Genomic DNA, 23,627 nt, shown 5'->3' with positions numbered 1-23,627 from the left:
CTCTGCCTCAACTCCTGACTATCTGAGGCCTGTGCGATGCAACTGTCCCCTTTTCACTTGGCGATTCCAGTGTATGACCTGAGCGCTGCGCGCTCTTTCTACGGCGAAGTGTTTGGTCTGGAAGAAGGTCGCTCCAGCGATCATTGGGTCGATTTCAACTTTTTCGGCCATCAATTGGTGATTCACCTTGCGCCGAAAAACGCCTCTCAGGAAGCGGCGCACACCAACGCCGTGGACGGCCATAACGTGCCGGTTCCGCATTTCGGCGTGGTGTTGAGCATGGGTGAATGGGAGGCGCTGGCGCAGCGTTTGACGGCGTTGGACACACAGTTCGTGATCGAACCCGGCATTCGCTTTCAGGGCCTGGTGGGCGAGCAAGCGACGATGTTTTTGTTCGACCCATGCGGCAATGCGCTGGAATTCAAGGCATTCAAGGACCTGAGTCAGTTGTTTGCCAAGTGAATACATCCGCCTCGGCCAGCAGCCCTTCGATTGAGCCGTGACGCAGGGCGTCGTATTCGATCTGGCCGATACTGAAACGCATGTCGTTGGCGCGATGGGCCGCGGCATTGCGCTCGGCAAGGATTTCTTCAAGACGGGCCTCGATCGCTTCCCTGTCGACCGCGCCTGAACCGGTGAGCAAAGCGGCAAACTTATCGCTGCCGAGGCGACCGATCACATCGCTTTCGCGGAAGGCAATGCGCAGCACATCAGCGAAGATTTTCAGCGCTTTATCGCTCGCGGCCCGGCCATACAGGTAGTGGGTGCGTTTGAAGTCATCAAGGTTGAACAGCAACAACGTGGCCGGTTTCTCCAGTTGTTGGCAAGCGTCCAGCCCTTGTTGGGCCAGCGCGGTAAACCCGTGGCGATTGGGGAGCAAGGTCAGCTCGTCCATGCTCGCCATCTGCACGCCCGTCAGCTCTTGCTCGGCCTTGCGGGCCAGGTCACGCAGCCATTCGCGTTCTTGTTGCGGCGAGCGTACGGGAACGGCGCCAGCACCTGGCTTGACCGGTTTGCCTGGAATTAGCATGACTCACTCCGTTGGCGGGTATGGTCTTTAGAGTCGGCCATACCAGCATTGACTCCCCGTTACGGACCGCCGGTCAACTGCCCACCAGCGGACACGGCCCTCCAGCCTCCGCCCACAGTTTGAACTGTGTGACGAAAATATCGTGAGGCACCGGCACCGGCGGCCTCCCCACTCCCGGATTCCAGCCCCAAAGCACCAGTTTGTCTTCGCTGACATGTTTAATCAGTGCCGTAAAATCACGGTCGCCATTGCTCGCGCGATCCTTGATCAATGCGCAGAGCCTGTCGGCCGGCAGCCCTATCCAGGCCATTTTGTGCACGGCGGGCGGCAGGCTCCAGTGCGGCGCCCCCGGTGGCGTATGCGGCCCGTAACTGGCGGGCACATTGGTTTCGGCATGACAGGTCGCACAGGGCAACCCGGCGGCGCCTTTACCATCCATCCCGCGCACCACATTCATCGCGTGAGGCGTACCCGCATCGAACTGCAATGGGGAATCCCCAGGGATATGACAATTCTGGCAGCGGGGGCTCTGGAAGACTTTTTGCACGGTATCGAACGCCTGCAAGGCCTCGCGGTCATCGGCGAACACGTGCGATGCGTAGGCTACGAGACAGATAAGGATCGCCGTCCCAAGCAACCAATGATGTCGTTTCATCTCACACCCCCGACAACTGCAACGGCAATTCCCGCAGACGCTGCCCGGTCAGGGCAAACACCGCGTTGGCCACCGCCGGTGCAACGGGCGGAACACCGGTCTCGCCGATGCCGCCAGAGCGTTCGGTGCTCGGCACGATATGCACTTCGACCACCGGCATTTCGTTGAGCCGCAGCACCTGATAGTCGTGGAAATTGGACTGCACCACTTGCCCGTTCTTGAGCGTGAGTTTGCTGTGCAAGGCGAAGCTCAGGCCGAAGGTGACGCAGGATTCCATTTGCGCCGCGATGCTCATCGGGTTGACGGCAATCCCGCAGTCCACCGCGCACACCACGCGGTGGACCCGGATGGCCAGGTTGTCCTGAGACACCTCGGCGACGTGTGCAACGTAACTGCCGAAAGATTCATGCACCGCCACGCCCAGTGCGTGGCCGTCCGGCAGTGGCGCCTTCCAGTTGGCTTTCTCGACCGCCAGGTTCAGCACCCCCAAGTGCCGCGGGTGGTTTTTCAGCAAGGTCCGTCGGTATTCCACCGGGTCCTTGCCCGCTGCGTCGGCCAGTTCATCGATCAATGACTCCATGACGAACCCCGTGTGGGTGTGCCCGACCGACCGTAGCCACAAGACGCTGATTCCGGTTTTCGGCGAGTGCAAATCAACCTGATGATTGGCCAGGTCTTCGATATACGGGCTGTCGGCGACACCTTCGACCGAGGTTTTGTCGATGCCGTCCTTGACCATGGTGGCTTCAAGCAGGGTGTCGGCCATGATCGATTGCCCGACCATCGCGTGTTTCCAGGCGATCGGTATGCCGTCGGCATCCAGCCCGATTTTTGCCTGATGCAGGAACATCGAACGGTAGTAACCGCCGCGAATGTCATCCTCGCGCGCCCACACGGTTTTCACCGGTGCGCCTGCGGCTTTCGCGACCTGCACCGCTTCGGCGACAAAATCCGAGGTCGGATTGGCCCGACGCCCGAAGCCGCCACCGAGGAACTCGGTATGAATCTCAACTTGTTCGGGTTTGAGCCCGGTAATTTTGCCGGCGATCATTTGGTCCAGCGTCTGAAACTGCGTGCCGGTCCAGATCTCGCATTTGTCCTTGGTTATTTTCACCGTGCAATTGAGCGGTTCCATCGGCGCATGGGCCAGGTACGGCACGCTGTATTCGGCGTCGACAGACTTGACCGCTTTGCTCAATGCCGCGTTGGCATCGCCGGCCTTGCTGGCTGAAATACCGGGCGTGGCCGCCAGTTTACGGAAGCTTTCCAGCAGCTTCTGGCTGTCGAGCCCCGTGTTCGGCCCCGGGTTCCAGTCGATCTTTAGTGCGTCGCGCCCCAGCTTTGCAGCCCAGTAGTGATCGGCAATCACCGCGACGCCCGTGGGCACTTGCACCACTTTATGCACGCCGGGCACCGCCAGCGCTTCGGCGCCTTCAAAGGATTTGACGCTCCCGCCGAAGTACGGCGAACGCGCAACCATGGCCGTCATCAAGCCGTCGAACTGCACGTCCATGCCGAACTTGGCGCGGCCGGTGATTTTTTCCGGCGTGTCCAGGCGCTTGGTGGGTTTGCCGATGACCTTCCAGTCCTTGGCTTCCTTGAACTTGATCGAGGCAGGGTCCGGCACTGGCAACTTGCCGGCGTCATCGGCCAGTTCGCCGTAGGTTGCTTGCTGATCGCCGGCAAAGACCACACCGGACTCGGTACGGATTTGCGAAGGCGCGACGTCGAAGCGCTTGGCCGCCGCTTCAACTAGCATCAGGCGGGCTGCTGCGCCGGCCTGCCGATAGCGGTCGAACTCCATCCACGTCGAGGTCGATCCGCCGGTGATTTGCATGCCACCGAAAGCGGGCATCCCGTACTCGGCCGCAGAGGCCGGTGAGTGTTCGACGCGGATTTTCGACCAATCAGCGTCCAGTTCTTCGGCGATCAACATGGTCAGGCCGGTCCAGATACCCTGGCCCATTTCCGAGTGACCCAGCAGCACCGTGACGCTGTTGTCGTTGCCGATCCGCAAAAAGGCATTGGGCGCAAATACATCGCCTTGATTCTCCGCACCCAAGGCAAAACGATGGGCACCGGGGATGACAAACGCCACCACCAGACCACCGCCCAACAGGGCACTACCCTTGAGAAAACCGCGACGTGAACTAACCAGAATGCTGTTCATTGTTCGGACTCCCCTAGCCTGGCATCAACCTATCTCGGCGGCGCGCTTGACTGCTGCGCGGATCCTTGGGTACGTGCCGCAACGGCAGATATTGCCGGAGAGCGCCTGATCGATGTCGCTGTCAGTGGGTTGGGGGATCTTCGCCAGCAATGCAGCGGCGGACATGATCTGCCCGGACTGGCAGTACCCGCACTGGACCACATCAAGCTCGGCCCACGCTTGCTGAACCGGGTGCGAACCGTCGGTGGACAGGCCTTCGATGGTGAGGATTTTCTGCCCATGGGCCACGGCGGTGGCGGGTGTGATGCAGGAGCGCAACGGCGCACCATCGACGTGCACGGTACAAGCGCCGCACTGGGCCATTCCACAGCCGAATTTGGTGCCGGTCAGGTGCGCGACATCACGCAGGACCCAGAGCAGCGGCATGTCCGCGGGGACATCCAGTTCCTGATCCTGACCATTGATGTTGAGGGTCAACATGACGAAGTTCCTCAGACTCACAGTGTCCTGAAGGGCGTCGCTGTGACGGTCGACTGTCTACGCGCGCCTTTGGGTTATCCCTTCAGCTAAGCGCAAATTGCCGGGCGAGACCGGTTCATCGACCACCGGTCACGCCAACAAGACTGCATCCATAGGTTATGTAGCAGCTGCCGAGCCCGCGAGGCTGCGTCCGGCGACGCAGTCGTCGTATATACCGCGAATGCGGCTTTACTGTCACACCGCAGCGGCTGATTTAACGACGACTTCGTCGCCGAACGCAGCCTCGCGGGCTCGGCAGCTGCTACGGGGGGTTTAGAAGTCAGTGGACACCGACACTTCACGCCATGCCTGCAGCTCTGCAGCAACAAAGGTGTTTTTGGCTTCAATCGCCGCCACACAATCACTGCCCAGCGGCAGGCGTAGCGGCGCATTTTGTGATTCCACCAAGGTGATCATGGTCTGCGCGAGTTTGTCCGGATCACCCGGCTGATTAAGGGTCACAGCCTTGGCGATTTGGCGCACCTGACCCGCCGTGCCGTCGTAGTCGCCAATCGAGGACGGGGATTCGACCAATGAATTACCTTCGAGGAACTCAGTACGGAAGTAGCCGGGCTCCACCACGGTCACTTTGATGCCCAGCGGCGCCAACTCGGCATGCAACGCCTCGCTCAAGCCTTCGACGGCAAATTTGGTCGAGCAATACACGCCGAAACCCGGCCCCGACGCGTAGCCACCCACGGACGAGAGATTGATCACATGTCCATTGCGAGCGGCGCGCATGTGGGGCAGAACGGCACGGGTGACATTCAACAGGCCGAACACATTGGTTTCGTACAGGCGCCGGACTTCATCGGCACTGGCTTCCTCGACCGCTCCGAGCAATCCGTAACCGGCGTTGTTGACCAGCACGTCAATGCGCCCGAAGTGTTCAATGGCGGTATTGGCGACGGCAATGCCTTGCGCCTCATCGGTGACATCCAGGGTAACCGCCAGTAAACCGGGTTGATCGCCGAAGCGTTGAATGACGGTCTTCGCGTCACGGGCGGTGGCAACGACCGCATCGCCATTGGCCAGTGCGGCGGCCGTGATCCTGGCGCCAATACCGCGCGAAGCACCCGTGATAAGCCAGACACGTTTGAAAGAGTGGGAAGTGGTCATGGTTGAATCCTCGTGATCATTGGGGGGTGAACACAAGGTACGCAGACCGATTGGTTTGAAAAATGGCCTCGTGCTACAAGCACTATGAAACTGTCTTTCATAATGGCGCTGACAATGAACCAGGATCCTTTTGACGGTTTGACCGAGTTTCTGGCGGTCGCCGAGCACAAGAGCTTCACCGTCGCGGCCTCTCGCCTGGCGGTGACGCCTACGGCAGTCAGCCATGCGATCAAGCTGTTGGAACGTCGTACCGGTGTGCTGTTGTTTCAGCGCACCACACGCCGGGTCGCCTTGACCGAGGCCGGTGCCAGTCTGTTTGCTCGCTTGCGTCCGGCGGCCAGCGAGATCGATGAAGCGCTGGCGATGCTCGGCGGTTTCCGCGATCAACCGATGGGCACGCTGCGCATCACCGCGCCACGGTTGTCCGGCGCTTTATTGATCGAGCCGCTGATTCCGCTGTTTCGCCAGGCGTATCCGCAAGTCAGCCTCGATATCTCTCTGGACGATGCCACCGTCGACTTGATGACCGGCGGTTTCGACGCCGGGATCCGGCTCGGTGAGTCCATAGAGAAAGACATGATCGCCGTGCGCCTGACATCGGATTTGCAGTGGTCGGTGGTGGGCTCGCCGGCCTACTTCGCCAAGGCTGGAAAACCGCTCAGCCCCGAAGACCTGACCGGACATGAATGCATCGGCTTTCGCTTCTCGACCTCCGGCAGCGCTCACCGCTGGGAGTTTCGCCGTAACGAACGAGATTTTACGGTAGGCGTCGAGGGCGGGTTGACGGTCAATGATCGCCGGCTGCTGATCTCTGCCGCCCGCAATGGCCAGGGATTGGCGTATGCCTGCGATCTGGAGATCATCGACGAATTGGCGACGGGTCAGTTGGAGCGCGTGCTGCAACCGTTTGTCCCTCTGAGCACGGCCTTGTACCTGTACTTTCCGAGCCGTACACAGACACAGCCAAAACTGCGCGCCTTCATCGATCTGGCCACCCGGTGGATCGCCGACCAGCGCTTCCTCAACCGCTAGTTCCGGGCTTTCCAGCCGGCCTCAAACCACCGCAGGAGTCAGGCCTTTGCTCAACCGATATTGGGCCAGCAGGCGCATGACGTAGCCAATCTTGAGGAACGTAGGCCCGATGATGGTCATGGCATGCATCGACACCAGCAGCACAATCGACATCGGACCGGCGTACAGATAGGCGCCGTAGATACCGGCAAACAGCATGGTCAGGCCAGCACCCAGCACTTTGCTCGACAGGTGCAGAACGTTCAGCGGGTTATTGAAAAAATCGAACATTTTGTCGTACTCCTGAATCAGATCAGTTGTACGTAGGACGTATCAAGTCTCGTGCCAAGTAGTGACCCATTTAAAATCAATGACTTGAAGAAATACGAGTCATATCGACCACGGCACAAATTAGTCGATATGACCATGACCCAAGTCAATATGACTTCATTTTTTCACCCAATTATCGATCTACGGTCCAACCGATTGGCGACAGGCTGACTACGCTGATAGTCCAGCATGAGTAACCCGTAGAGGAGCGCCACCATGCATCGCGTGCAAAAACTGACTCCGTGCCTCTGGTTCGACACTCAGGCCGAAGAGGCGGCGAAGTATTACTGCTCGATCTTCGATCATTCAAAAATCACCGGCACCACCCATTACGGCAAGGCCGGCCAGGAGGTTCACGGCATGCCCGAAGGGTTGGTGCTGACGGTCAGCTTCGAGCTCGACGGGCAACCTTTTACCGGCCTCAATGGCGGCCCCCATTTCAAGTTCAATGAAGCGGTATCCTTCCAGGTCAATTGCCAGACCCAGGAGGAAATCGACTATTACTGGGGCGAGCTCTCCAACGGCGGCGACTCACAGGCCCAGCAGTGTGGCTGGCTCAAGGACAAATTCGGCCTGTCCTGGCAAATCGTGCCGATTCCGTTCATGGAGATGCTGAATAATCCGGACACGACCAAGTCCCAGCGCGCCATGCAGGCCATGATGCAGATGAAAAAACTCGACATTGCCGAGCTGCAACGAGCCTTTGACGGCGAGAGCTAATACACTCCAGGGCTGACCTGTCGAGGACGCCGAAGATGAAGCACGCTGCTGCCAAAAACGCCGACAAAGCCCCGCGCTTCTGGCGTGATGAAGCCCTGCCCTTCATCGAGACCCGCGCGATCGCCGACGGCCGCGAAGTCTGCTACACCCGACACGCCCACGAGCATTTTTCCATCGGTGCGATTACCGCCGGGTGCAGCACTTATCACCATGAACAATCAGCGTTTCAGGTCAGCGCCGGTACCGTGGTGCTGATGAATCCCCATGACGTGCACGCCTGCAATCCAATCGACGATCAGCCATGGTCGTACCTGATGCTGTATGTCGAGACGCCGTGGCTGACCGATTTGCAGCATCAGCTCGGCTTCAACCAGGACTCGGCGTTCCGGCGGTTTTCCACCACCCATACCCGCGATCCACAGCTGTTTGTCGGCCTGCAAAAGCTCTACGAAATATTGGTCGATCCCGAACAGGATGTGCTGCGAAAACACAGTGCGGCGGTGGAGTTTTTTACCGATGTGCAACAGCGACTCGAACCGCTCGACCTCCCGTTGCGCGAACCCAATTTCAAGCTGGAGCGGGCCGCCGACTACATCCGCGACAACTGCACGCACCTGCTCAAGCTTGAAGACATCTGCGAAGCGGCTCAGCTGTCACCGTCCTATTTGATCCGCGCCTTCAAACAGCATTACGGCATGACGCCCCACGCGTTCCTGGTCAACCGGCGTATCCAGTTCGCCCGGGATCAATTGCGTAACGGCAAGTTGATCGCCGATGTCGCGCTGGAAGCGGGGTTTGCTGATCAGGCGCATTTTCAGCGGGCATTCAAACAGCACCTGGCCGCGACACCGGGACAGTATCGCGGCTGATCAGGGCAATAACAGGTACACCGCACACACGGCCAACAGCACCGCCATGGTCCGGTTGAACAGGCGCATGCCCGCCGGGTTGCTCAAGTAGCCGCGCAAAAATGTCCCGGCATACACCCAGCAACCCACCGACACATAACAGATCACCAGATACACCGCCGCGAACTGCCACACCAACCGTGCCTCACCGTCCGCGACGAAGGCGCCCATCCCCGCCACACACGCCAGCCACGCCTTGGGGTTGAGCCATTGCATGACTGCGCCGTATAACATCGACGGCGCCCGGCCCGTCGCGTTGGCGTCGAGACGGCCATCGTCCGCCGCCAGTTTCCAGGCCATGAACAACAAGAACGCCACGCCCGCCAGTTGCACCACCCGCGTCAGCGCCGGCCACAACCGCAAGACCTCATGCAACCCCAGCCCCATCAGCACCAGCAACAAAACGAACCCCAGCGTTGCCCCGGCGACATGCCGTTGACTGGCGCGAAAGCCGTACTGCGCGCCCGAACTCAACGCCACAATGTTCACCGGCCCCGGCGTTATCGACGCGACCAGGGCAAACGTTGCCATGGAGATAATCAGACTCATCGCACACCTTCTTCAATTCAGGGAAATCAGCGCCCACGGTAACGAGCACCCAACACTGCGTATTGAAGAAAACTGCCTAAAGCATTGGCACGTTTTTGTAGCAGCTGGCGAAGCCTGCGTTCGGCGGCGCAGCCGTCGTCAGACCCGACGACTCGGTGTTTCAGGTACGACGTGCATTCAGGTTTTACGACGGCTGCGCCGCCGGACGCAGCCTTCGGCAGCTGCTACAGGGGGCGGGCGTTGACTCAATCGTCCTCGTGTAGCTTGATGCCCCGGGCATGGAGCACATGCGGAACGACCAGCACCAGCAGCGTCAATGCGAGGAACGACGCGGCGATGGGTTGGGTAAAGAAGGTCGTCCAGTCGCCCTGACTGATCGACAAGGCGTTGCGCAACTGCTTCTCCGCCATCGGCCCCAGCAGCATGCCCACGATCACAGGCGCCACGGGAAAGTCGAAACGGCGCATCAGCACCCCGCCCCAACCGATGCCAAGCATCAGCAACAGATCAAACGAAGAGTGGCGCATCCCGTACACGCCGATGGTGGCAAACACCAGGATGCCGGCGTTCAAATAGGGCCGGGGGATTTGCAGCAACTTGACCCATAGCCCCACCAGCGGCAGGTTCAGCACCAGCAGGATGACGTTGCCGATGTACAGCGAGGCGACAAGGGTCCAGACCAGGTCGCCCGAGGTCTGGAACAACATCGGGCCCGGTTGCAGGTTGTAATTCTGGAACGCGGCCAGCAGGATCGCCGCCGTGGCGGAGGTCGGGATACCCAGGGTCAGCAGCGGCACCAACGAACCGGTCGCACTGGCATTATTGGCCGCTTCGGGGCCGGCGACCCCTTCAATCGCGCCCTCGCCTTTGCTGCCGGCAAACTCTTTCGGGTATTTGCTCAGCTTGCGCTCGGCCGAATAGGACAGAAACGTCGGAATCTCGGCACCACCCGCCGGAATCGAGCCGAACGGAAAACCGATCAACGTGCCGCGCAGCCAGGCCGGAACCGAGCGTTTCCAGTCGGCGCGGGTCATCCACAACGAAGACATGCGATGCCGGCCGCTGGTTTCTTCTCTCTGGTAGAGCAGGCTGTACAACGCCTCCCCCACCGCAAACAAACCGACCGCCACCAACACCACTTCGATGCCGTCCACCAGTTCCGGCACGCCCAGCGTGTAGCGGGCGATGCCAGAGGTCGAGTCCAGGCCGATCAGCCCGATAGTCAGGCCAACCCCCAGTGAGGCAAAACCGCGCAGCATCGATGCGCCGAGTACCGCCGACACGGTGGTGAACGACAACACCAGGATCGCAAAATATTCCGCTGGACCAAATTTCAGCGCCAGCGTGGCCACCACGGGCGCAAACAGCGTCAGCAGGATTGTGGCGATGGTTCCGGCGACAAATGAACCGATGGCCGCGGTGGCGAGTGCCGGCCCGGCCCGACCGTTGCGGGCCATCAGGTTACCTTCCAGCGCTGTGACCATGGAGGACGACTCCCCCGGCGTGTTGAGCAGGATGGAGGTGGTCGAGCCGCCAAACTGTGCGCCGTAGTAAATACCGGCGAACATGATCAACGCTCCGGTGGGATCAACCTTGGCCGTGATCGGCAGCAACAGCGCCACCGTCAGTGCCGGACCGATACCGGGCAACACGCCAATCGCGGTACCCAGCAGGCAGCCGATAAAACCCCACATCAAATTGATCGGCGACAACGCGGCGGAAAACCCCATCGCCAGGCTTGCAAGAATATCCACCGGATTGCACTCCTTCGGGCCGGATCAGAGCCAGGCGTTGATAAGGGGCGGCAGGGAAACGCCGAGCCCGACGTTGAACAGCCAGTAAATCGGTAGCGTCAAGGCAATGCCGATGGCCAGGTCCCGAAGCGGATGGCGACTGCCGAACCCACGTGCCGAACAGGCAAACAGCAACCCGGCCGAGAGGACGAAGCCGATGAGGTTAATCAACAACGCAACCCCCACCAGCCCCGCCGTCACCCAGGCGGCACCGAGCTTGCCGGCGGGCAGCACCTTGGCCGACTCGTCATTGTGGTCCGCCAATTCGCGAAACCCACCCGTACTGGCCTGGTAACTCAAGAGCAAACCGACGACACCGAGGAACACCGCCAGCCCCATGGGATAGACATGAGCGCCCAAAATCACGAAGCCCCTTTCAGGAGGAAACCGCCAGGCACCGAACGCCAGAACGCCACTGATGGCGATGAGGCCAAGGCCAATCGCCAACTGTGGCACCACGATGGTACGGGGTCCGCTCATGTCAAATCAGCCCGACTTTGACCAGCATATCCCGTAGGCGCACGTGTTCTTCGTCAACAAACTTGCCGAATTCATCGCCGGTCAAAATACTCGGCGACCATGCGTTGATTTGAATATTGTCCTGCCAGGATTTGCTCTTGGCGGCCGCCACCACGGCGTCGGTCAGCGTCTGGCGCTGCTCGGGGCTCAGGCCTGCGGCGCCGTAGACACCGCGCCAGTTGCCGATCGTCACGTCGTAGCCCTTCTCTTTGAGGGTCGGTGCATCGATCCCGGCAACGCGTGCCGGAGCACCAATGGCGAGCACACGGAACTGGCCGGCCTTGATGTATTGGCCCAATTCCGCATACCCCCCGGTGATCACTTTGATCTGGCCGCCCAACGCTTGTGCAACCACTTCGCCGCCACCGCCGGTAGCGATGTAGTTGACCTTATCGACCGGGATATTCATTTTTCCGGCCAGTTCGGCGATCCCGATGTGATCGATCGAGCCCTTGGAACCACCACCCCAGGTGATGCTGGTCGGTTTGTCTTTAAAGGCTGCAAGCAGCTCTTCAAGGGTTTTGAACTTGGATTCCTTGCTCACGGCGATTACGTTGTACTCCGTGAACAGTCGGGCAATCGGCGTCACGTCCTTCAAGGTGATTTGCGGTTTGTTCTGCTCAATGCCCGCGACCATGATTGCGCCGACCACCAGCAACGCCTCGCCGTCACCCTTGGTGCTGTTGGCAAACTGCGCCAGCCCCAGCGTACCGCCAGCGCCGCCCTTGTTTTCGTAGGTGGCGCTTTTGGCGACACCGGCCTCGATCATGGCTTTGCCCAACTGGCGCGCAGTCTGGTCATAGCCGCCACCGACCGACCCCGGGGCCATGAACTTGACGGTGTCCAGCGCCATGGCGGGTGTCGAGAGCGCGGCAGCGGTGATAGCCACGGCAACGGCATAATTGAAACGACGGATCGCAGCAAACATAAGCGGTCTCCTGATCTTGTTTTTGTGAGTGCTGATTAACTCTCGCCCAAGCGCAAGCGTTGCTCACTGAACAGGCGTCTGTGAACAAGCGTAGGTCATGGTTTTGATAGGTGGTGTGCGTTTACCGAAGAGGAACACCCTAAGGTACGTCGACAGCCTCTGGCACAGCGGCCCTCGGACGCTTCGCCAGGCCGATTTTGCGGGCGATGTCCATGAAAGGCGTCACGATCAGGCTGTACACCGTCAGGTAACGCTGGTGATCCGCATCGCCAGTGCCAAAGCGGAGCGCTTCGGGCTGGGGGGTGGTGACGTAGAGCGTGCCGAACATCCAGTCCCAGAGTGACAGGTTGATGCCAAAGTTCTTGTTGAAGTGTTTAGGCGCATCGCTGTGATGAATCTGGTGTTGGGCCGGGCTGTTCAGCACATGTTCGATCACGGGCCCAAACGACAGCCAGACATGGGTATGGCGCAGGTTGGCCGCAAAACCGTTGAGGATCAGCACCATCCAGGTCACGCCAAACAAGGTGTAGCGGCTGATTTCGCCGCCACAGGCGTACCAGAAGATCCCGGCAAAGGCACCGATACACAGAGTATTGGTCACCTTCTCGACTATTTTTTCCACGAAGTGGATTCGGCTGGCGGTTGCCGGGACCAGCACCGGCGCCGAGTGATGGACCTTGTGAAAGTCCCACAGCCAGCGGGAGTGAAAGGCGCGATGGCCCCAATAGTTGGCGAAATCCTTGACCATGAACACGCCCAGGCCATAGGTCAGCGACAACGCAGGGTGTTCCTCGACTTGCAGGCGCGCGCCCCACAGCTCAGTGAAAAAATGCACGTAGTCGCCGGAGCGCAGGATATAGGCGTCCACCAGGCCGAAGATCGGCAGCACCAGCATGACTTTCAAAATGGCGCGGACGAAATAGTAGCGGTAATCCAGCAACGCCGAGCGATGCAGGTGAACCCGGCGGCCACCGATGAATTGCCAGAACGTAGAGGCATCGGTCAATCCACGGGATTTGCGGTAGCAGAACAGCCCATAGGCGACGCTGTAGGACGTCATGAGAAACAGCAGGCCGAAGCGGCCGTTCAAATCGAAAATGCCGAAAAACTGGTCGGCGACCGGCTCAATCACCCATCGGGACAAATAATCATAAAAAAACATCAGAACTTCCACGCGCGACGGACCTCCGGCAAATGAAAACGAAGTCTAGATCATTCTCAATTGCAAAACTAACGCCGTTCGGCCAGTTTCGTCAGGTATAAGCCCCCACCACTCGCTTCACCGCCATCAGCGCCTCCCGTAGCGTGTCCATGCCCACCGAGCCGAGCGCGAGGCGGATCGCATGGGGCACATGAACAGAGGTGGCAAACGGCTCGGCGGTGGACACCGACACGTGCTCGCGCATCAAGGCCATGGCGATCTGGTCCGCCCTTGCATCCTCCGCCAGCGGCAGCCAAAGAAAATAGGACGAGGGATGGCTGACCACGCGCAGACCCGCCAATACCTCACCAGCCAAAATCTGCCGGGCCTGGGCATCCGCGCGTTTTTGCGCTTCCAGCGTACTGACCGTTCCATCGTCGAGCCATGCGCAGGCAATGGCTGTCATCACGCCGGGGGTGTTCCAGGTGGTGGCCTTGATCGTGCGCTTCAATGCCTCCACCCAGCGCGCAGGCGCGGCGACGAAACCGACGCGCAACCCGGTGGCGATGTTCTTGGAAAACCCTGAAACGTATACCGTTCTTTCCGGTGCCAACTCGACGATGGGCAGTGGCGCCTCTTCTGCGAGAAACGCGTATGCAGCGTCTTCAATGATCAGCAGGTCATGCTGACGCGCAATTGCCACCAACCGGGCGCGCTGATCCGCCGGCATCACCCATCCCAGCGGATTGTGCAGCGTCGGCATGGTGTAGACCGCGCGTACCGAGCGGCTGCGGCAGAGCCCGGCGAAGGCATCAAGATCAGGCCCCTGATCGGAGACAGGAATGGGCACCACTTCAAGATGCAACGCCTCGGCCAGCAGCTTGAACCCGGGGTAGGTCAACGCGTCCGCCGCGATCACGTCACCGGGTTTGAGCAACGCCATCAGGGTCACCGCCAATCCATGCTGGGCCCCACTGACAATCAGAATCTGCTCGGCCTCGACCGTCAGTCCTCGCGTCAACAAGTGCCGCGCAATCGAGGCCCGCTCATGCAGGCGGCCCGCATGTGGCTGGTAACGCAAATGCGCCTCCAGGTCACCGGACAGCGCGAGTTGGCGCAATGCCTGGCGCAACAGGTCAGCCTGCCCCGGCACCGAGGGATAGTTGAAATTGAGATCGATCATCCCCGCCGCCACGTCGGGTTGTTCGATGCCCTGGCCGGGCAACAGCGAGGTTTCCCGGACGAACGTGCCCCGCCCCGTTTCACCACTGACCAGCCCCATGGCTTCGAGCTCTGCATAGACCCGGCTGGCCGTAACCAATGCCAACCCTTCGGTGGCAGCCAGTTGCCGGTGCGTGGGCAAGCGCGTACCGGGAGGTAGACGGCCAGCGCGAATATCAGCGGCAAAGGTGTCGACCAGCGACTTGTATCGGGAACGCGGCATGTCGGGATGTATCCATGACAATTTTTTGATTGTATCGATACTCGGTCATACGATGGGTTTCATGCAACCCGACCTTGAGCGTGAATGAAATGGAACGCACTTCTGAGCTGCAAAACCGGACACTGGAAAACCGCCCCTTGGAAAATCAGGCCAGCGGCTGGATCAATGGCCTGGTCGGAGTCGTGATCTTCAGCGGCTCGCTACCCGCGACACGGGTGGCGGTACTGGAATTCGATCCCGTTTTCCTCACGGTCGCCCGTGCCACCATCGCCGCCCTTCTGGCGCTCTGCCTGCTGCTGATATTCAAGGAAAAGCGCCCGGCACGAAGCCAATTACTGCCCTTGATCATCGTGGCACTGGGCGTGGTGGTCGGGTTTCCGCTGTTGACCGCGCTGGCCCTGCAATACGTGACGTCGGCGCATTCCATCGTGTTCGTTGGCCTGCTGCCGCTGGCGACTGCGGTGTTCGGGGTCTTGCGCGGTGGCGAGCGGCCGCGACCGGTATTCTGGCTGTTCTCGGTGTTGGGCAGTCTGTTGGTGGTCGGCTTCGCCGTGTCACAGGGCCTGACCGCCTCGCCGCAAGGCGACATCCTGATGCTGTTGGCGATCCTCGCCTGCGGCCTGGGGTATGCCGAAGGCGCGAAGCTGTCCCGGACGCTCGGCGGCTGGCAGGTGATTAGCTGGGCGCTGGTGCTGGCGTTGCCGGTCATGGCGGCATTGACCTGGTGGCGCCTGCCCGCCTCGTTCACCCACATCAGCACACCGGCCTGGTTCAGCCTGGCGTATGTGTCGCTGTTCAGCATGCTGATCGGTTTTGTGTTCTGGTATCGCGGGCTGGCGCAGGGCGGGATTGCGGCGGTGGGACAACTTCAACTGCTGCAGCCGTTTTTTGGCTTGGCGCTGGCGGCGACATTACTGCACGAACAGGTCAGCATCGGCATGCTCGGGGTCACGGTGGCAGTGATTCTCTGTGTGGCGGGCGCGAGAAAGTTTGCCAGGTAACGAAAGTGTACTGCGGCTTGCGTCCATGGCTGTATGGGGAAAACCGTACAGCCTCCATGATAAAAATAGCGCTCTCGCTCCCGGAGACTCTCCATGGACCTCGCCACCCTCACGCTTTTTTTGCCCGCCTGCTTTGCCCTGAACATGGCGCCCGGCCCGAATAACCTGCTGTCGGTCAGCAACTCGACGCGTTACGGCTACCGCACCTCCTGCGTGGCCGGGATCGGTCGGTTGCTGGCGTTTGCCGGGATGATCGCCCTCGCCTCTGCCGGGTTGGCCGTGGTGCTGCAAACCTCCGAACTGCTGTTCTACGGGATCAAGATTCTCGGCGCGGCCTATCTGTTTTACCTCGCCTGGCAATTGTGGCGCGCCGACCCTGGCGCCGAGCGTGTCGACACCCGCGCGCCCGTCGGTGTACTGGCCCTGGCGCGGCAGGAGTTCCTGGTGGCGGCCGGCAATCCCAAGGCCATCCTGATCTTCACCGCGTTCCTGCCCCAATTCGTCGATCCGACCCGCGCAGTGACGCCGCAATTCGCGTTGCTCGGTGCGTTGTTTTTGGTACTGGAATGGATCGCGATCAGTGCGTACGCCTACATGGGTTTGCACATGCGTCGCTGGTTTGCCGAGCCTTCCGGCAAGCGGATGTTTAACCGGTGCTGCGCGGGGTTGCTGTCGGCGGCGGCTTCGGTGTTGTTGATGGCGAAGCGGGTGTAGCCAGTCGGATGGGGGCGTTGATTATTCACATTACGTGTGTAACGCCTTCACTTTAGTGCTCTTGATGCAATATCTGCGATGAATATGCTGTTCACAGGTTGAATCCGTGATCTCGCATAAGACAGAGAAAGAGCCCGTCCCCATGAACAGCCCCAGAACCCTCTATCAGAAGCACATCGACAGCCACACCGTTTGCCCTCTTGATGATGAAGGTCATGTGCTCCTGTACATAGACCGACAAGTCGCCAACGAATACACCAGTCCGCAGGCATTCAGCGGCATGCGTGAAGCGGGCCGCAGCGTCTGGCGCCCGAGTGCAACGCTGGCGGTTGTCGACCACGTTAACCCGACAACCCCCGTTCGCATTGCGACCATGCCGGACTCAGGTGGCGCACAGCAGGTGTCGTACTTCGAAGAAAACTGCCGTGACTTCGGTATCGAACTGTTTGACGTGCTCGACAAGCGCCAGGGTATCGAACACGTTGTCGCGCCCGAGCAAGGCTTTATATTGCCCGGAATGGTGGTCGCCGCGGGTGACAGCCACACCACCACCTATGGTGCATTGGGGGCATTCGGTTTCGGCATTGGCACTTCTGAAATCGAGCACTTGCTGGCATCGCAGACGCTTGTCTACAAGCGCCTGAAGACTCTGCGCGTCACGGTGAACGGGATACTTGGGCCCGGCGTGACATCCAAAGACATCATCATGGCGCTGATTGAAAACATCGGTGCATCAGGTGCCACCGGCTACGCGATCGAGTTTGCCGGCCCGGCCATCACAGACCTCAGCGTCGAAGCCAGAATGACCATCTGCAACATGGCCGTTGAAGCCGGCGCGAGGGGCGCCTTCATGGCACCAGATGACAAGGTATTTGCCTACCTGCAACTCAAGCCACGCGCGCCTCAAGGTGAGTTGTGGGAAAAGGCAGTCGCCAAATGGCGAGCGCTGCACAGTGACGAAGGGGCGCACTTCGATCGCGAAGTGACACTCGACGTCAATGCACTGGAGCCGATGGTCACGTGGGGAACGAGTCCGGACCAGGCCGCGCCCGTGGGCGGTCATGTGCCGGACCCCGCCGCACAGCCAGACTTCATTCTTCGCCAAGGCATGCAACGAGCGCTGGACTACATGGGGCTAACCCCGGGAATGCCGCTGAGCGATGTGGTGATCAGCCACGCATTCATTGGCTCGTGCACCAACGCTCGAATTGAAGACTTGCGGGATGTCGCTCGCGTTGTGCGCGGCAAGCGTGTTGCGACTCATGTACGCGCGATGATCGTTCCCGGCTCAACCTTGGTCCGCAACCAGGCTGAAGAGGAAGGGCTTGCACAAATTTTCCTTGACGCCGGTTTTGAGTGGCGTCAATCGGGCTGCTCGATGTGCCTGGCCATGAATGACGACGTGCTTGCACCCGGTGATCGCTGCGCATCCAGTACCAATCGCAATTTTGAAGGACGTCAGGGCGCGGGGGCTCGTACTCACTTGATGAGCCCTGCCATGGTGGCCGCTGCGGCGATCACCGGGCACTTGACCGACGTTCGTTCATTCGCCCTGGAGGCTTGAAACATGCAACCTTTCGATACCGTGAGTGGCAGCGCCGCGCCGTTTCTGGCTTCCAACATCGACACCGACGTGATCATGCCCAAGCAGTTCCTCAAAGGCATTGATCGCAAAGGGTTGGACCGAGGCCTGTTTTTCGATCTGCGGTTCCTTGAGTCAGGGGCGCCGAACCCCGATTTCATCCTCAACCAACCGGCGTGGAGCGATGCGGCGTTTTTAGTGGTCGGGCCTAACTTTGGTTGTGGTTCAAGCCGCGAGCACGCTGTTTGGGGCCTGAAGCAGGTGGGTATCCGCGCGCTTATCGGCACCAGCTTTGCCGGTATTTTTTACGATAATTGCCAACGCAATGGCGTACTCGCCATTCAAGTGTCTGAGGCCCAACTGAAACACATTGCGGGGGTCATCAGCGTCGCGGAAACCGCGAAGATCAGCGTGAATTTGCCCGAGCAGGAAATCCGACTGGCTGACGGATCGGTCGTTGCTTTCGAGATCGATCAGCTGCGCAAGCAATCGTTGCTGCTGGGGCTTGATGCCATCGGCACCACCCTGCAGCGTGCAGAGCAAATTAGAAGTTTTGAATTCCGGCACCTGTCGGAAAATCCCTGGCTGTAATCGCAATCAGGGGCTGGCGGTGGACTGCCAATTGGTCCTCCGCCGACACCTCAATCAAGTGACAGCTTGCGAAAATACTCTTCGAGAAACTCGACACAAACCCTCAACTTCGCTGACTGGCTGAGCCTTGTGGGGTACACCGCCCAAACGTTCGCACTCTGGGTGTATTCGTGAAGTACCTGCACCAAACGCCCCTGTTCCAGCATCGGCTTTACGTCCCACATCGACCGCAACAGGATCCCTCCTCCGCTCAACGCCCATTCCAGTACGATCTCGCCATTGTTGGAAGACAACGGGCCGCTGACTCGCACCGACTCTTCCTGTCCGTCCTTTGTCAGGTTCCAGACGCCAAATGCGTTATCGCGCTCTTTCAGGACCAGACAATCATGGTTTTTCAAGTCATCCAGTGAGCGAGGCATGCCTCTGCGCGCCAGGTACTCCGGTGTCGCACACAGCACTCGTCGGTTGCTCACAAGCTTTCGCCCCAAGTGCTGACCCGGCAGGTCATCCCCCACACGGATCTCCAGGTCGAACCCCTCCCCGACGATATCGACGACGCGGTCAAACACGTCCAGGCGGATGTCGAGTTTCGGGAAGGTCTGCGACAGTTTGCAGAGGGCGGGCGCTACGTGGTTGCGTCCAAAACCGAAGCTGCTGCAAATGTGCAAGGAACCCGTGGGTTCATGCCGCGCTTCAGATATTTCGCCCACAAAATCGTCAAGGTCACCCAGCAGCTTTTCTGCCCATAGTCGGGTTCGTTCGCCATCGTCGGTCAACGCGATACGTCTTGTCGTGCGGTGCAACAGCTTTGTAGACAGCGTCGACTCCAATACTGAAATACGCTTGCTGATGTAAGCCGGTGAATAACCGAGCTCTTCTGCGGCACTGGAAAAGCCATTTTTTCGAATGACGGTGAGAAAGACCTTGAGATCTTCCGGCAAGGGAAATTGATCACGATTCGTGTTCATACGCCTCATAGTTCCGCTATTTATCTCGTTATTTGCGAAGGATAGCATCGAACTACCGAGTGGAAACAAGCACCTGGTTAACCGTGAGTTTCTGAATCCTCGATAAAAACAACATGAGGAAATAGCACCATGAACAAGTCTTATGAGCCGTCTCTAAAAATCGAGGACACCCGCGATACCGGGTTTCGTCAGCGCTTGCGCAGTCTGTGTGCCTATGAAATTGGTGTTATCCCGCTACCGGTTTTTCTCGGCATCGCGGTGATCGTTTATCTGTCAGCCCACTTGGGTTTATTGCCTAAGAACATGATCGGCGGCCTCGCCATCATCATGACAATGGGCGTGTTTTTTGGCCAACTGGGCTCACGTCTGCCGATCCTGAAGGAAATCGGTGGCGGCGCCATTCTGTGCTTGATGCTGCCCTCCATTCTTGTGTTCTATGGCTTCTTCGGACCCGCCACCATTGACGCGACAAAAATGTTGATGAAGGAAGCCAACTTTTTGTACTTCGTCATTGCCAGCCTGGTCGTCGGCAGCATTCTGGGGATGAGTCGCTTTATTCTGGTTCAAGGCATGATCAGGATGTTCATACCGCTGCTTGTCGGAACCGTGGCTGCCGTGGGCAGTGGGCTCCTTGTAGGGAAACTGGTCGGCTACAGTTTCTACCACACCTTCTTTTTCATCATTGTTCCGATCATTGGCGGAGGGATTGGTGAAGGGATATTGCCGCTGTCGCTGGCCTACTCTGCGATCCTCGGTGGCACGCCAGACATCTACGTTGCCCAATTGGCGCCGGCCGCTGTGGTCGGCAACATCGCGGCGATTATCTGCGCGGGTTATCTGGCCCGTCTGGCGCTCAAACGCCCGCACCTCAATGGCGAAGGATCACTGATCCGGGCCAAGGACGAGAATGACAAATTCCAGGTCAAGGAAGAGAGCAACTCGGTATTCGATTTCAGACTGATGGGTGCAGGCGTCTTGATCATCTGCGCCTTCTTCGTCCTGGGCGGTCTGCTTGAAAAAGTCGTGGGAATTCCAGGTCCTGTCATGATGATCCTCGCCGCCGTGCTCTTTAAGTACGTGCGTGTCTTGCCGGAAAAACTGGAAAAAGGTGCGAACAGTTTCTACAAACTGGTTTCCGCCGCCTTCATCTGGCCCGTCATGATCGGTCTGGGCATGTTGTATGTTCCGCTCGATAGCGTCGTAAAAGTCTTTTCTATCGGCTACGTTCTAGTCTGCGTTTCGGTAGTGGTCTCAATGACCGTCGCAGGTTTTTTCATCGGCAACCTGATGAAAATGTACCCCATCGAATCAGCCATCGTGACCTGCTGCCACAGCGGCCTTGGAGGCACCGGTGATGTAGCGATTCTGTCAGCGGCCAATCGTATGTCACTGATGCCATTCGCACAGATCTCCACGCGTATCGGCGGTGCGTCGACGGTGATCCTGGCAACTATTCTTTTGCGGATGTTTGTTTGATACCGGAGAAATGTCGTCGATCAATCCAAACTTTTTCCTTCGCCGGGCGTCCTCTCTTTAATGCTGCCGGCATGGCTTGCAGCCTTAAAGAGCTACCCTCAGCCAAGGATCGCCGATGACCTTTCTTGTTTTTCTTCTAGCCTGCGGTGCCGCCGCAAGCACAGGCTTCTTTTTCAAACCGGGCCAGTGGTACGAATCGCTGGTCAAACCCGCCTTCACCCCACCCAACTGGGTGTTTCCAGTCGCTTGGTCGACGATCTACCTTTTACTCGCCTGGGCCGGGTACCGGTTGACCCTGATACCTGGCAGTCAGGAGGTGTTGGCGTTATGGGCGGCGCAGATTGCGCTGAATACGCTGTGGACACCGGTGTTCTTCGGCGCGCAGCGCATGTTCACCGGAATGTTGATCCTGACGCTGCTCTGGCTGGTGGTCGCGGTGATGGTGGTGATGGCGTTGCAGCTTGATGTGATCACTGGGTTGATTCTGCTGCCTTACCTTGGGTGGCTTTGCGTCGCCGCTGCGTTGAATTTTTCCATCTTGCGCAACAACCGCTGATGATGAATGCCAACGAGGGGATCAAATCGCCTTGGCCTGCTGACGAGCGGGCATTGGCGCAAGTGCGCGACTTCAACAAGAAGCTCGCCTGGTTGCCGCGCTTTCGAATCCGCAATCGCCTCATGCCTCGAGTGATCCAGGCCTTGCTGCGCGCCAGTCAAATCGGCGGCGCGGGTAAATTGCGAAAGCATGGGCTCAAGGCTGAAAGAAAAGTGGTGAGTGTGGGCGGCGTTTCAGTGCCCGTTCGGATCATCCGGCCCAGAGGTAAAGCAAAGGGCGTTGTGCTGGATTTCCATGGTGGCGGTTGGGTGATCGGCAACGCGCAGATGGATGACAACTTCAACGTTGCGATGGTGAATACCTGCAGCGTCACGGTCGTCTCGGTCGATTACCGGCTTGCTCTATCGACGCCGATTGAAGGTGTCATGGAGGATTGCCTGTGTGCAGCACGCTGGTTACTGAATGACAGTTGTGAAGAGTCTGCGGGACTGCCCGTGATCGTCGTCGGTGAATCGGCCGGGGCGCATCTTGCTGCGGCAACGTTGCTGGCGCTATCACCCGACTTGCTTCAACGGGTGAGCGGTGCGCTGTTGTATTACGGCGTCTACGATTTGACGGGAACAGCGAGCGTGCGTGCGGCGCCCCCTGAAACGCTGGTGTTGGACGGCCCCGGCATGGTTGAAGCGTTGCGCAGGCTGACGCCGGACCTCAATGACCAGCAACGCCGGCAGCCACCCTTGTCACCGCTGTACGGCGACTTTACGGGTTTCCCGCCGGCGCTGATGTTTGCCGGCGAGCTGGACCCCTTGAGAGACGACACAATCGAATTAGCCGCACGATGGACCAAATCGGCACCGGTCGAGGTGCATGTGTTGCCGTCATGTCCCCACGGGTTTATTCATTTTCCGACCGCCCTGGCAGATAGCGTGCTTGCGTATGGCCGTGAGTGGATAACGGCTCGGATCGACGCGTTCGCCGGCGCTGGGGTTACTTGAAAACCGGCACGCTCGCCGACGGGTTTGGCGTTCGCAGGTACTCACGCAACCGAACGCCAATCTCCGCAATTTTTGCCTCCCCCGCACGCAAGGCCTGCGGGTTGGTGTGAACCGAGTAGCTGCCCAGCGCAAGATCATGGGGATGAGGTTCCGCGGACCCGATCACGAAGACCGTATCCTGATGCATGGCCTTCAGCGTCACTGCCCCGCTACCGGGTTCGAAGATAACCATTTCACCCGCCGTGACCAGGCCTGGTGCGCCGAGCGATCCCCGGCTGACACTTAACCACAAAGATTCGTGCCCATCCGGTGGCACATAGGTCCAGGACTGCCCGGCCGGAAGCGTGACCAGCAAGTAGTTCATGCCCGCCGGAGCGCGGACCGGGCTTTGAACACCTTGGTACGCGCCAAGAATCACCCGCGCCGGCCCGACTTCAGGCATCACGCTTGATTCCAGGTATTGACTGTCGACACTGGCGTTTTCCAACGCGGGCGGCAGTGCAACCCACAGTTGGAAGCCTTGAATGCGCTTCGATGTCCCGACCGACATCTCTTTCCCGTGCCAGACCCCGCCCCCCGCGCGCATCCATTCAACTCCACCGTAATCAATCATCCCCGTGCCCGATTCGGCATCCTCGAAGCGCAAATTGCCTTCGGTAATGACGGTGACGGTGGCGATCCCCGAGTGTGGGTGCATGGGCATCCCCCCGATGAATGAGCTCTCACCTTCGAACAGGTCAAGGAACACGAATGGCTTGATCAGGTGGCCGAGATCGGACGGACTCATCAGTCGGACAATCGAGCCATGCCCGCTGCCGGTGGTGCGGTAGCTGATGGCGCGATGCTTGGCGTCTGGTGCGATGCCAATGGGAGGCTGTTGCTGAACGGTCATGTTGATTGCCTGCAAT

25 protein-coding genes are annotated in these 23,627 nt (G+C 59.3%); 11 read left to right on the top strand and 14 right to left on the bottom strand.

Annotated features, from left to right (window positions below):
• Window positions 1-36 precede the first annotated feature (36 nt).
• On the top strand, window positions 37-462 hold the full coding sequence (locus BMS17_RS25620) for a VOC family protein (RefSeq protein WP_046032106.1): 426 nt from the start codon (window positions 37-39) through the stop codon (window positions 460-462).
• On the opposite strand, the gene BMS17_RS25615 is transcribed toward BMS17_RS25620, so the two are convergent.
• From BMS17_RS25615 to BMS17_RS25595, 5 genes are all read right to left on the bottom strand, one after another.
• Window positions 431-1,030, bottom strand: a complete 600-nt coding sequence (locus tag BMS17_RS25615) for a GGDEF domain-containing protein (RefSeq protein ID WP_077432065.1) — start codon at window positions 1,028-1,030, stop codon at window positions 431-433. The genes BMS17_RS25620 and BMS17_RS25615 overlap by 32 nt on opposite strands.
• A gap of 73 nt (window positions 1,031-1,103) precedes the next feature.
• Window positions 1,104-1,685 (bottom strand): hypothetical protein, encoded by a 582-nt coding sequence (locus BMS17_RS25610; protein ID WP_077432064.1) that lies wholly within the window; start codon window positions 1,683-1,685, stop codon window positions 1,104-1,106.
• Window position 1,686: 1 nt separating this feature from the next.
• Window positions 1,687-3,855: a xanthine dehydrogenase family protein molybdopterin-binding subunit gene (locus BMS17_RS25605; protein WP_077432063.1), complete on the bottom strand. Its 2,169-nt coding sequence runs from the start codon at window positions 3,853-3,855 to the stop codon at window positions 1,687-1,689.
• 24 nt (window positions 3,856-3,879) lie between these two features.
• Window positions 3,880-4,335, bottom strand: coding sequence for a (2Fe-2S)-binding protein (locus tag BMS17_RS25600; RefSeq protein WP_046032102.1), 456 nt, complete (start codon window positions 4,333-4,335; stop codon window positions 3,880-3,882).
• A 312-nt stretch (window positions 4,336-4,647) separates the two neighbouring features.
• Window positions 4,648-5,493, bottom strand: a complete 846-nt coding sequence (locus tag BMS17_RS25595) for an oxidoreductase (protein ID WP_077432062.1) — start codon at window positions 5,491-5,493, stop codon at window positions 4,648-4,650.
• A 114-nt stretch (window positions 5,494-5,607) separates the two neighbouring features.
• Between BMS17_RS25595 and BMS17_RS25590 the strand changes: the two genes are divergently transcribed.
• Window positions 5,608-6,525, top strand: a complete 918-nt coding sequence (locus tag BMS17_RS25590; RefSeq protein WP_046032100.1) for a LysR family transcriptional regulator — start codon at window positions 5,608-5,610, stop codon at window positions 6,523-6,525.
• A gap of 21 nt (window positions 6,526-6,546) precedes the next feature.
• On the opposite strand, the gene BMS17_RS25585 is transcribed toward BMS17_RS25590, so the two are convergent.
• A complete protein-coding gene (locus BMS17_RS25585; RefSeq protein WP_046032099.1) occupies window positions 6,547-6,795 on the bottom strand; it encodes a hypothetical protein in 249 nt (82 codons plus the stop codon).
• Window positions 6,796-7,050: 255 nt separating this feature from the next.
• Here BMS17_RS25585 and BMS17_RS25580 point away from each other — a divergent pair, with 255 nt between their 5' ends.
• Together BMS17_RS25580 and BMS17_RS25575 are read left to right on the top strand one after the other, a co-directional pair.
• Window positions 7,051-7,554, top strand: coding sequence for a VOC family protein (locus BMS17_RS25580; RefSeq protein WP_077432061.1), 504 nt, complete (start codon window positions 7,051-7,053; stop codon window positions 7,552-7,554).
• Window positions 7,555-7,589: 35 nt separating this feature from the next.
• Window positions 7,590-8,423: an AraC family transcriptional regulator gene (locus BMS17_RS25575; protein ID WP_077432060.1), complete on the top strand. Its 834-nt coding sequence runs from the start codon at window positions 7,590-7,592 to the stop codon at window positions 8,421-8,423.
• Here BMS17_RS25575 and BMS17_RS25570 read toward each other — a convergent pair whose 3' ends face one another.
• From BMS17_RS25570 to BMS17_RS25545, 6 genes are all read right to left on the bottom strand, one after another.
• Entirely contained in the window at window positions 8,424-9,011 is a 588-nt protein-coding gene (locus BMS17_RS25570; RefSeq protein WP_077432059.1) for a LysE family translocator, read from the bottom strand.
• A gap of 245 nt (window positions 9,012-9,256) precedes the next feature.
• On the bottom strand, window positions 9,257-10,765 hold the full coding sequence (locus BMS17_RS25565) for a tripartite tricarboxylate transporter permease (RefSeq protein WP_046032095.1): 1,509 nt from the start codon (window positions 10,763-10,765) through the stop codon (window positions 9,257-9,259).
• Between the two features lie 24 nt (window positions 10,766-10,789).
• Window positions 10,790-11,284, bottom strand: a complete 495-nt coding sequence (locus BMS17_RS25560) for a tripartite tricarboxylate transporter TctB family protein (protein ID WP_077432058.1) — start codon at window positions 11,282-11,284, stop codon at window positions 10,790-10,792.
• 1 nt (window position 11,285) lies between these two features.
• Complete coding sequence (locus tag BMS17_RS25555) at window positions 11,286-12,251, bottom strand: tripartite tricarboxylate transporter substrate binding protein (protein WP_077432057.1); 966 nt, start codon at window positions 12,249-12,251, stop codon at window positions 11,286-11,288.
• 139 nt (window positions 12,252-12,390) lie between these two features.
• Complete coding sequence (locus tag BMS17_RS25550) at window positions 12,391-13,413, bottom strand: sterol desaturase family protein (RefSeq protein ID WP_046032092.1); 1,023 nt, start codon at window positions 13,411-13,413, stop codon at window positions 12,391-12,393.
• A 91-nt stretch (window positions 13,414-13,504) separates the two neighbouring features.
• Window positions 13,505-14,836, bottom strand: coding sequence for a PLP-dependent aminotransferase family protein (locus BMS17_RS25545; RefSeq protein WP_077432056.1), 1,332 nt, complete (start codon window positions 14,834-14,836; stop codon window positions 13,505-13,507).
• A gap of 89 nt (window positions 14,837-14,925) precedes the next feature.
• Here BMS17_RS25545 and BMS17_RS25540 point away from each other — a divergent pair, with 89 nt between their 5' ends.
• The 4 genes from BMS17_RS25540 to leuD all read left to right on the top strand — a co-directional run bounded on the left by BMS17_RS25540 (window position 14,926) and on the right by leuD (window position 18,724).
• Complete coding sequence (locus tag BMS17_RS25540; protein ID WP_077432055.1) at window positions 14,926-15,837, top strand: DMT family transporter; 912 nt, start codon at window positions 14,926-14,928, stop codon at window positions 15,835-15,837.
• A gap of 93 nt (window positions 15,838-15,930) precedes the next feature.
• Entirely contained in the window at window positions 15,931-16,551 is a 621-nt protein-coding gene (locus tag BMS17_RS25535; protein WP_077432054.1) for a LysE family translocator, read from the top strand.
• A gap of 142 nt (window positions 16,552-16,693) precedes the next feature.
• Entirely contained in the window at window positions 16,694-18,115 is a 1,422-nt protein-coding gene (gene leuC / locus BMS17_RS25530) for a 3-isopropylmalate dehydratase large subunit (protein ID WP_046032088.1), read from the top strand.
• A gap of 3 nt (window positions 18,116-18,118) precedes the next feature.
• A complete protein-coding gene (leuD, locus tag BMS17_RS25525; protein ID WP_046032087.1) occupies window positions 18,119-18,724 on the top strand; it encodes a 3-isopropylmalate dehydratase small subunit in 606 nt (201 codons plus the stop codon).
• Between the two features lie 50 nt (window positions 18,725-18,774).
• On the opposite strand, the gene BMS17_RS25520 is transcribed toward leuD, so the two are convergent.
• Window positions 18,775-19,692: a LysR substrate-binding domain-containing protein gene (locus tag BMS17_RS25520; protein ID WP_077432053.1), complete on the bottom strand. Its 918-nt coding sequence runs from the start codon at window positions 19,690-19,692 to the stop codon at window positions 18,775-18,777.
• 129 nt (window positions 19,693-19,821) lie between these two features.
• On the opposite strand from BMS17_RS25520, the gene BMS17_RS25515 reads away from it, so the two are divergent.
• From BMS17_RS25515 to BMS17_RS25505, 3 genes are all read left to right on the top strand, one after another.
• Window positions 19,822-21,168 carry a 2-hydroxycarboxylate transporter family protein gene (locus BMS17_RS25515; protein WP_046032085.1) on the top strand — a complete coding sequence of 449 codons (1,347 nt, stop codon included), beginning with the start codon at window positions 19,822-19,824 and terminating at the stop codon, window positions 21,166-21,168.
• A 115-nt stretch (window positions 21,169-21,283) separates the two neighbouring features.
• Window positions 21,284-21,724: a TspO/MBR family protein gene (locus BMS17_RS25510; RefSeq protein WP_046032084.1), complete on the top strand. Its 441-nt coding sequence runs from the start codon at window positions 21,284-21,286 to the stop codon at window positions 21,722-21,724.
• The gene (locus BMS17_RS25505; RefSeq protein WP_046032083.1) at window positions 21,724-22,719 is read left to right on the top strand and encodes an alpha/beta hydrolase fold domain-containing protein; all 996 of its coding nucleotides are present in this window, start codon (window positions 21,724-21,726) and stop codon (window positions 22,717-22,719) included. Before BMS17_RS25510 ends, BMS17_RS25505 begins: the two co-directional genes overlap by 1 nt.
• On the opposite strand, the gene BMS17_RS25500 is transcribed toward BMS17_RS25505, so the two are convergent.
• A complete protein-coding gene (locus BMS17_RS25500; RefSeq protein WP_046032208.1) occupies window positions 22,712-23,611 on the bottom strand; it encodes a pirin family protein in 900 nt (299 codons plus the stop codon). The genes BMS17_RS25505 and BMS17_RS25500 overlap by 8 nt on opposite strands.
• Window positions 23,612-23,627 lie beyond the last annotated feature (16 nt).

Origin of the sequence: Pseudomonas sp. C9, from assembly GCF_002000165.1 — a bacterium.
Classification (GTDB): Bacteria; Pseudomonadota; Gammaproteobacteria; order Pseudomonadales; family Pseudomonadaceae; genus Aquipseudomonas.
Note: the sequence above shows the minus strand (reverse complement) of the source record. Positions and strands in the feature narration are given on the sequence as shown.

Coding starts and splice junctions, on each gene's coding strand:
- BMS17_RS25620 (WP_046032106.1), top strand. CDS start 37: ATGCAACTGTCCCCTTTTCACTTGGCGATTCCAGTGTATGACCTGAGC.
- BMS17_RS25615 (WP_077432065.1), bottom strand. CDS start 1,030: ATGCTAATTCCAGGCAAACCGGTCAAGCCAGGTGCTGGCGCCGTTCCC.
- BMS17_RS25610 (WP_077432064.1), bottom strand. CDS start 1,685: ATGAAACGACATCATTGGTTGCTTGGGACGGCGATCCTTATCTGTCTC.
- BMS17_RS25605 (WP_077432063.1), bottom strand. CDS start 3,855: ATGAACAGCATTCTGGTTAGTTCACGTCGCGGTTTTCTCAAGGGTAGT.
- BMS17_RS25600 (WP_046032102.1), bottom strand. CDS start 4,335: ATGTTGACCCTCAACATCAATGGTCAGGATCAGGAACTGGATGTCCCC.
- BMS17_RS25595 (WP_077432062.1), bottom strand. CDS start 5,493: ATGACCACTTCCCACTCTTTCAAACGTGTCTGGCTTATCACGGGTGCT.
- BMS17_RS25590 (WP_046032100.1), top strand. CDS start 5,608: ATGAACCAGGATCCTTTTGACGGTTTGACCGAGTTTCTGGCGGTCGCC.
- BMS17_RS25585 (WP_046032099.1), bottom strand. CDS start 6,795: ATGTTCGATTTTTTCAATAACCCGCTGAACGTTCTGCACCTGTCGAGC.
- BMS17_RS25580 (WP_077432061.1), top strand. CDS start 7,051: ATGCATCGCGTGCAAAAACTGACTCCGTGCCTCTGGTTCGACACTCAG.
- BMS17_RS25575 (WP_077432060.1), top strand. CDS start 7,590: ATGAAGCACGCTGCTGCCAAAAACGCCGACAAAGCCCCGCGCTTCTGG.
- BMS17_RS25570 (WP_077432059.1), bottom strand. CDS start 9,011: ATGAGTCTGATTATCTCCATGGCAACGTTTGCCCTGGTCGCGTCGATA.
- BMS17_RS25560 (WP_077432058.1), bottom strand. CDS start 11,284: ATGAGCGGACCCCGTACCATCGTGGTGCCACAGTTGGCGATTGGCCTT.
- BMS17_RS25555 (WP_077432057.1), bottom strand. CDS start 12,251: ATGTTTGCTGCGATCCGTCGTTTCAATTATGCCGTTGCCGTGGCTATC.
- BMS17_RS25550 (WP_046032092.1), bottom strand. CDS start 13,413: ATGTTTTTTTATGATTATTTGTCCCGATGGGTGATTGAGCCGGTCGCC.
- BMS17_RS25545 (WP_077432056.1), bottom strand. CDS start 14,836: ATGCCGCGTTCCCGATACAAGTCGCTGGTCGACACCTTTGCCGCTGAT.
- BMS17_RS25540 (WP_077432055.1), top strand. CDS start 14,926: ATGGAACGCACTTCTGAGCTGCAAAACCGGACACTGGAAAACCGCCCC.
- BMS17_RS25535 (WP_077432054.1), top strand. CDS start 15,931: ATGGACCTCGCCACCCTCACGCTTTTTTTGCCCGCCTGCTTTGCCCTG.
- leuC (WP_046032088.1), top strand. CDS start 16,694: ATGAACAGCCCCAGAACCCTCTATCAGAAGCACATCGACAGCCACACC.
- leuD (WP_046032087.1), top strand. CDS start 18,119: ATGCAACCTTTCGATACCGTGAGTGGCAGCGCCGCGCCGTTTCTGGCT.
- BMS17_RS25520 (WP_077432053.1), bottom strand. CDS start 19,692: ATGAACACGAATCGTGATCAATTTCCCTTGCCGGAAGATCTCAAGGTC.
- BMS17_RS25515 (WP_046032085.1), top strand. CDS start 19,822: ATGAACAAGTCTTATGAGCCGTCTCTAAAAATCGAGGACACCCGCGAT.
- BMS17_RS25510 (WP_046032084.1), top strand. CDS start 21,284: ATGACCTTTCTTGTTTTTCTTCTAGCCTGCGGTGCCGCCGCAAGCACA.
- BMS17_RS25505 (WP_046032083.1), top strand. CDS start 21,724: ATGATGAATGCCAACGAGGGGATCAAATCGCCTTGGCCTGCTGACGAG.
- BMS17_RS25500 (WP_046032208.1), bottom strand. CDS start 23,611: ATGACCGTTCAGCAACAGCCTCCCATTGGCATCGCACCAGACGCCAAG.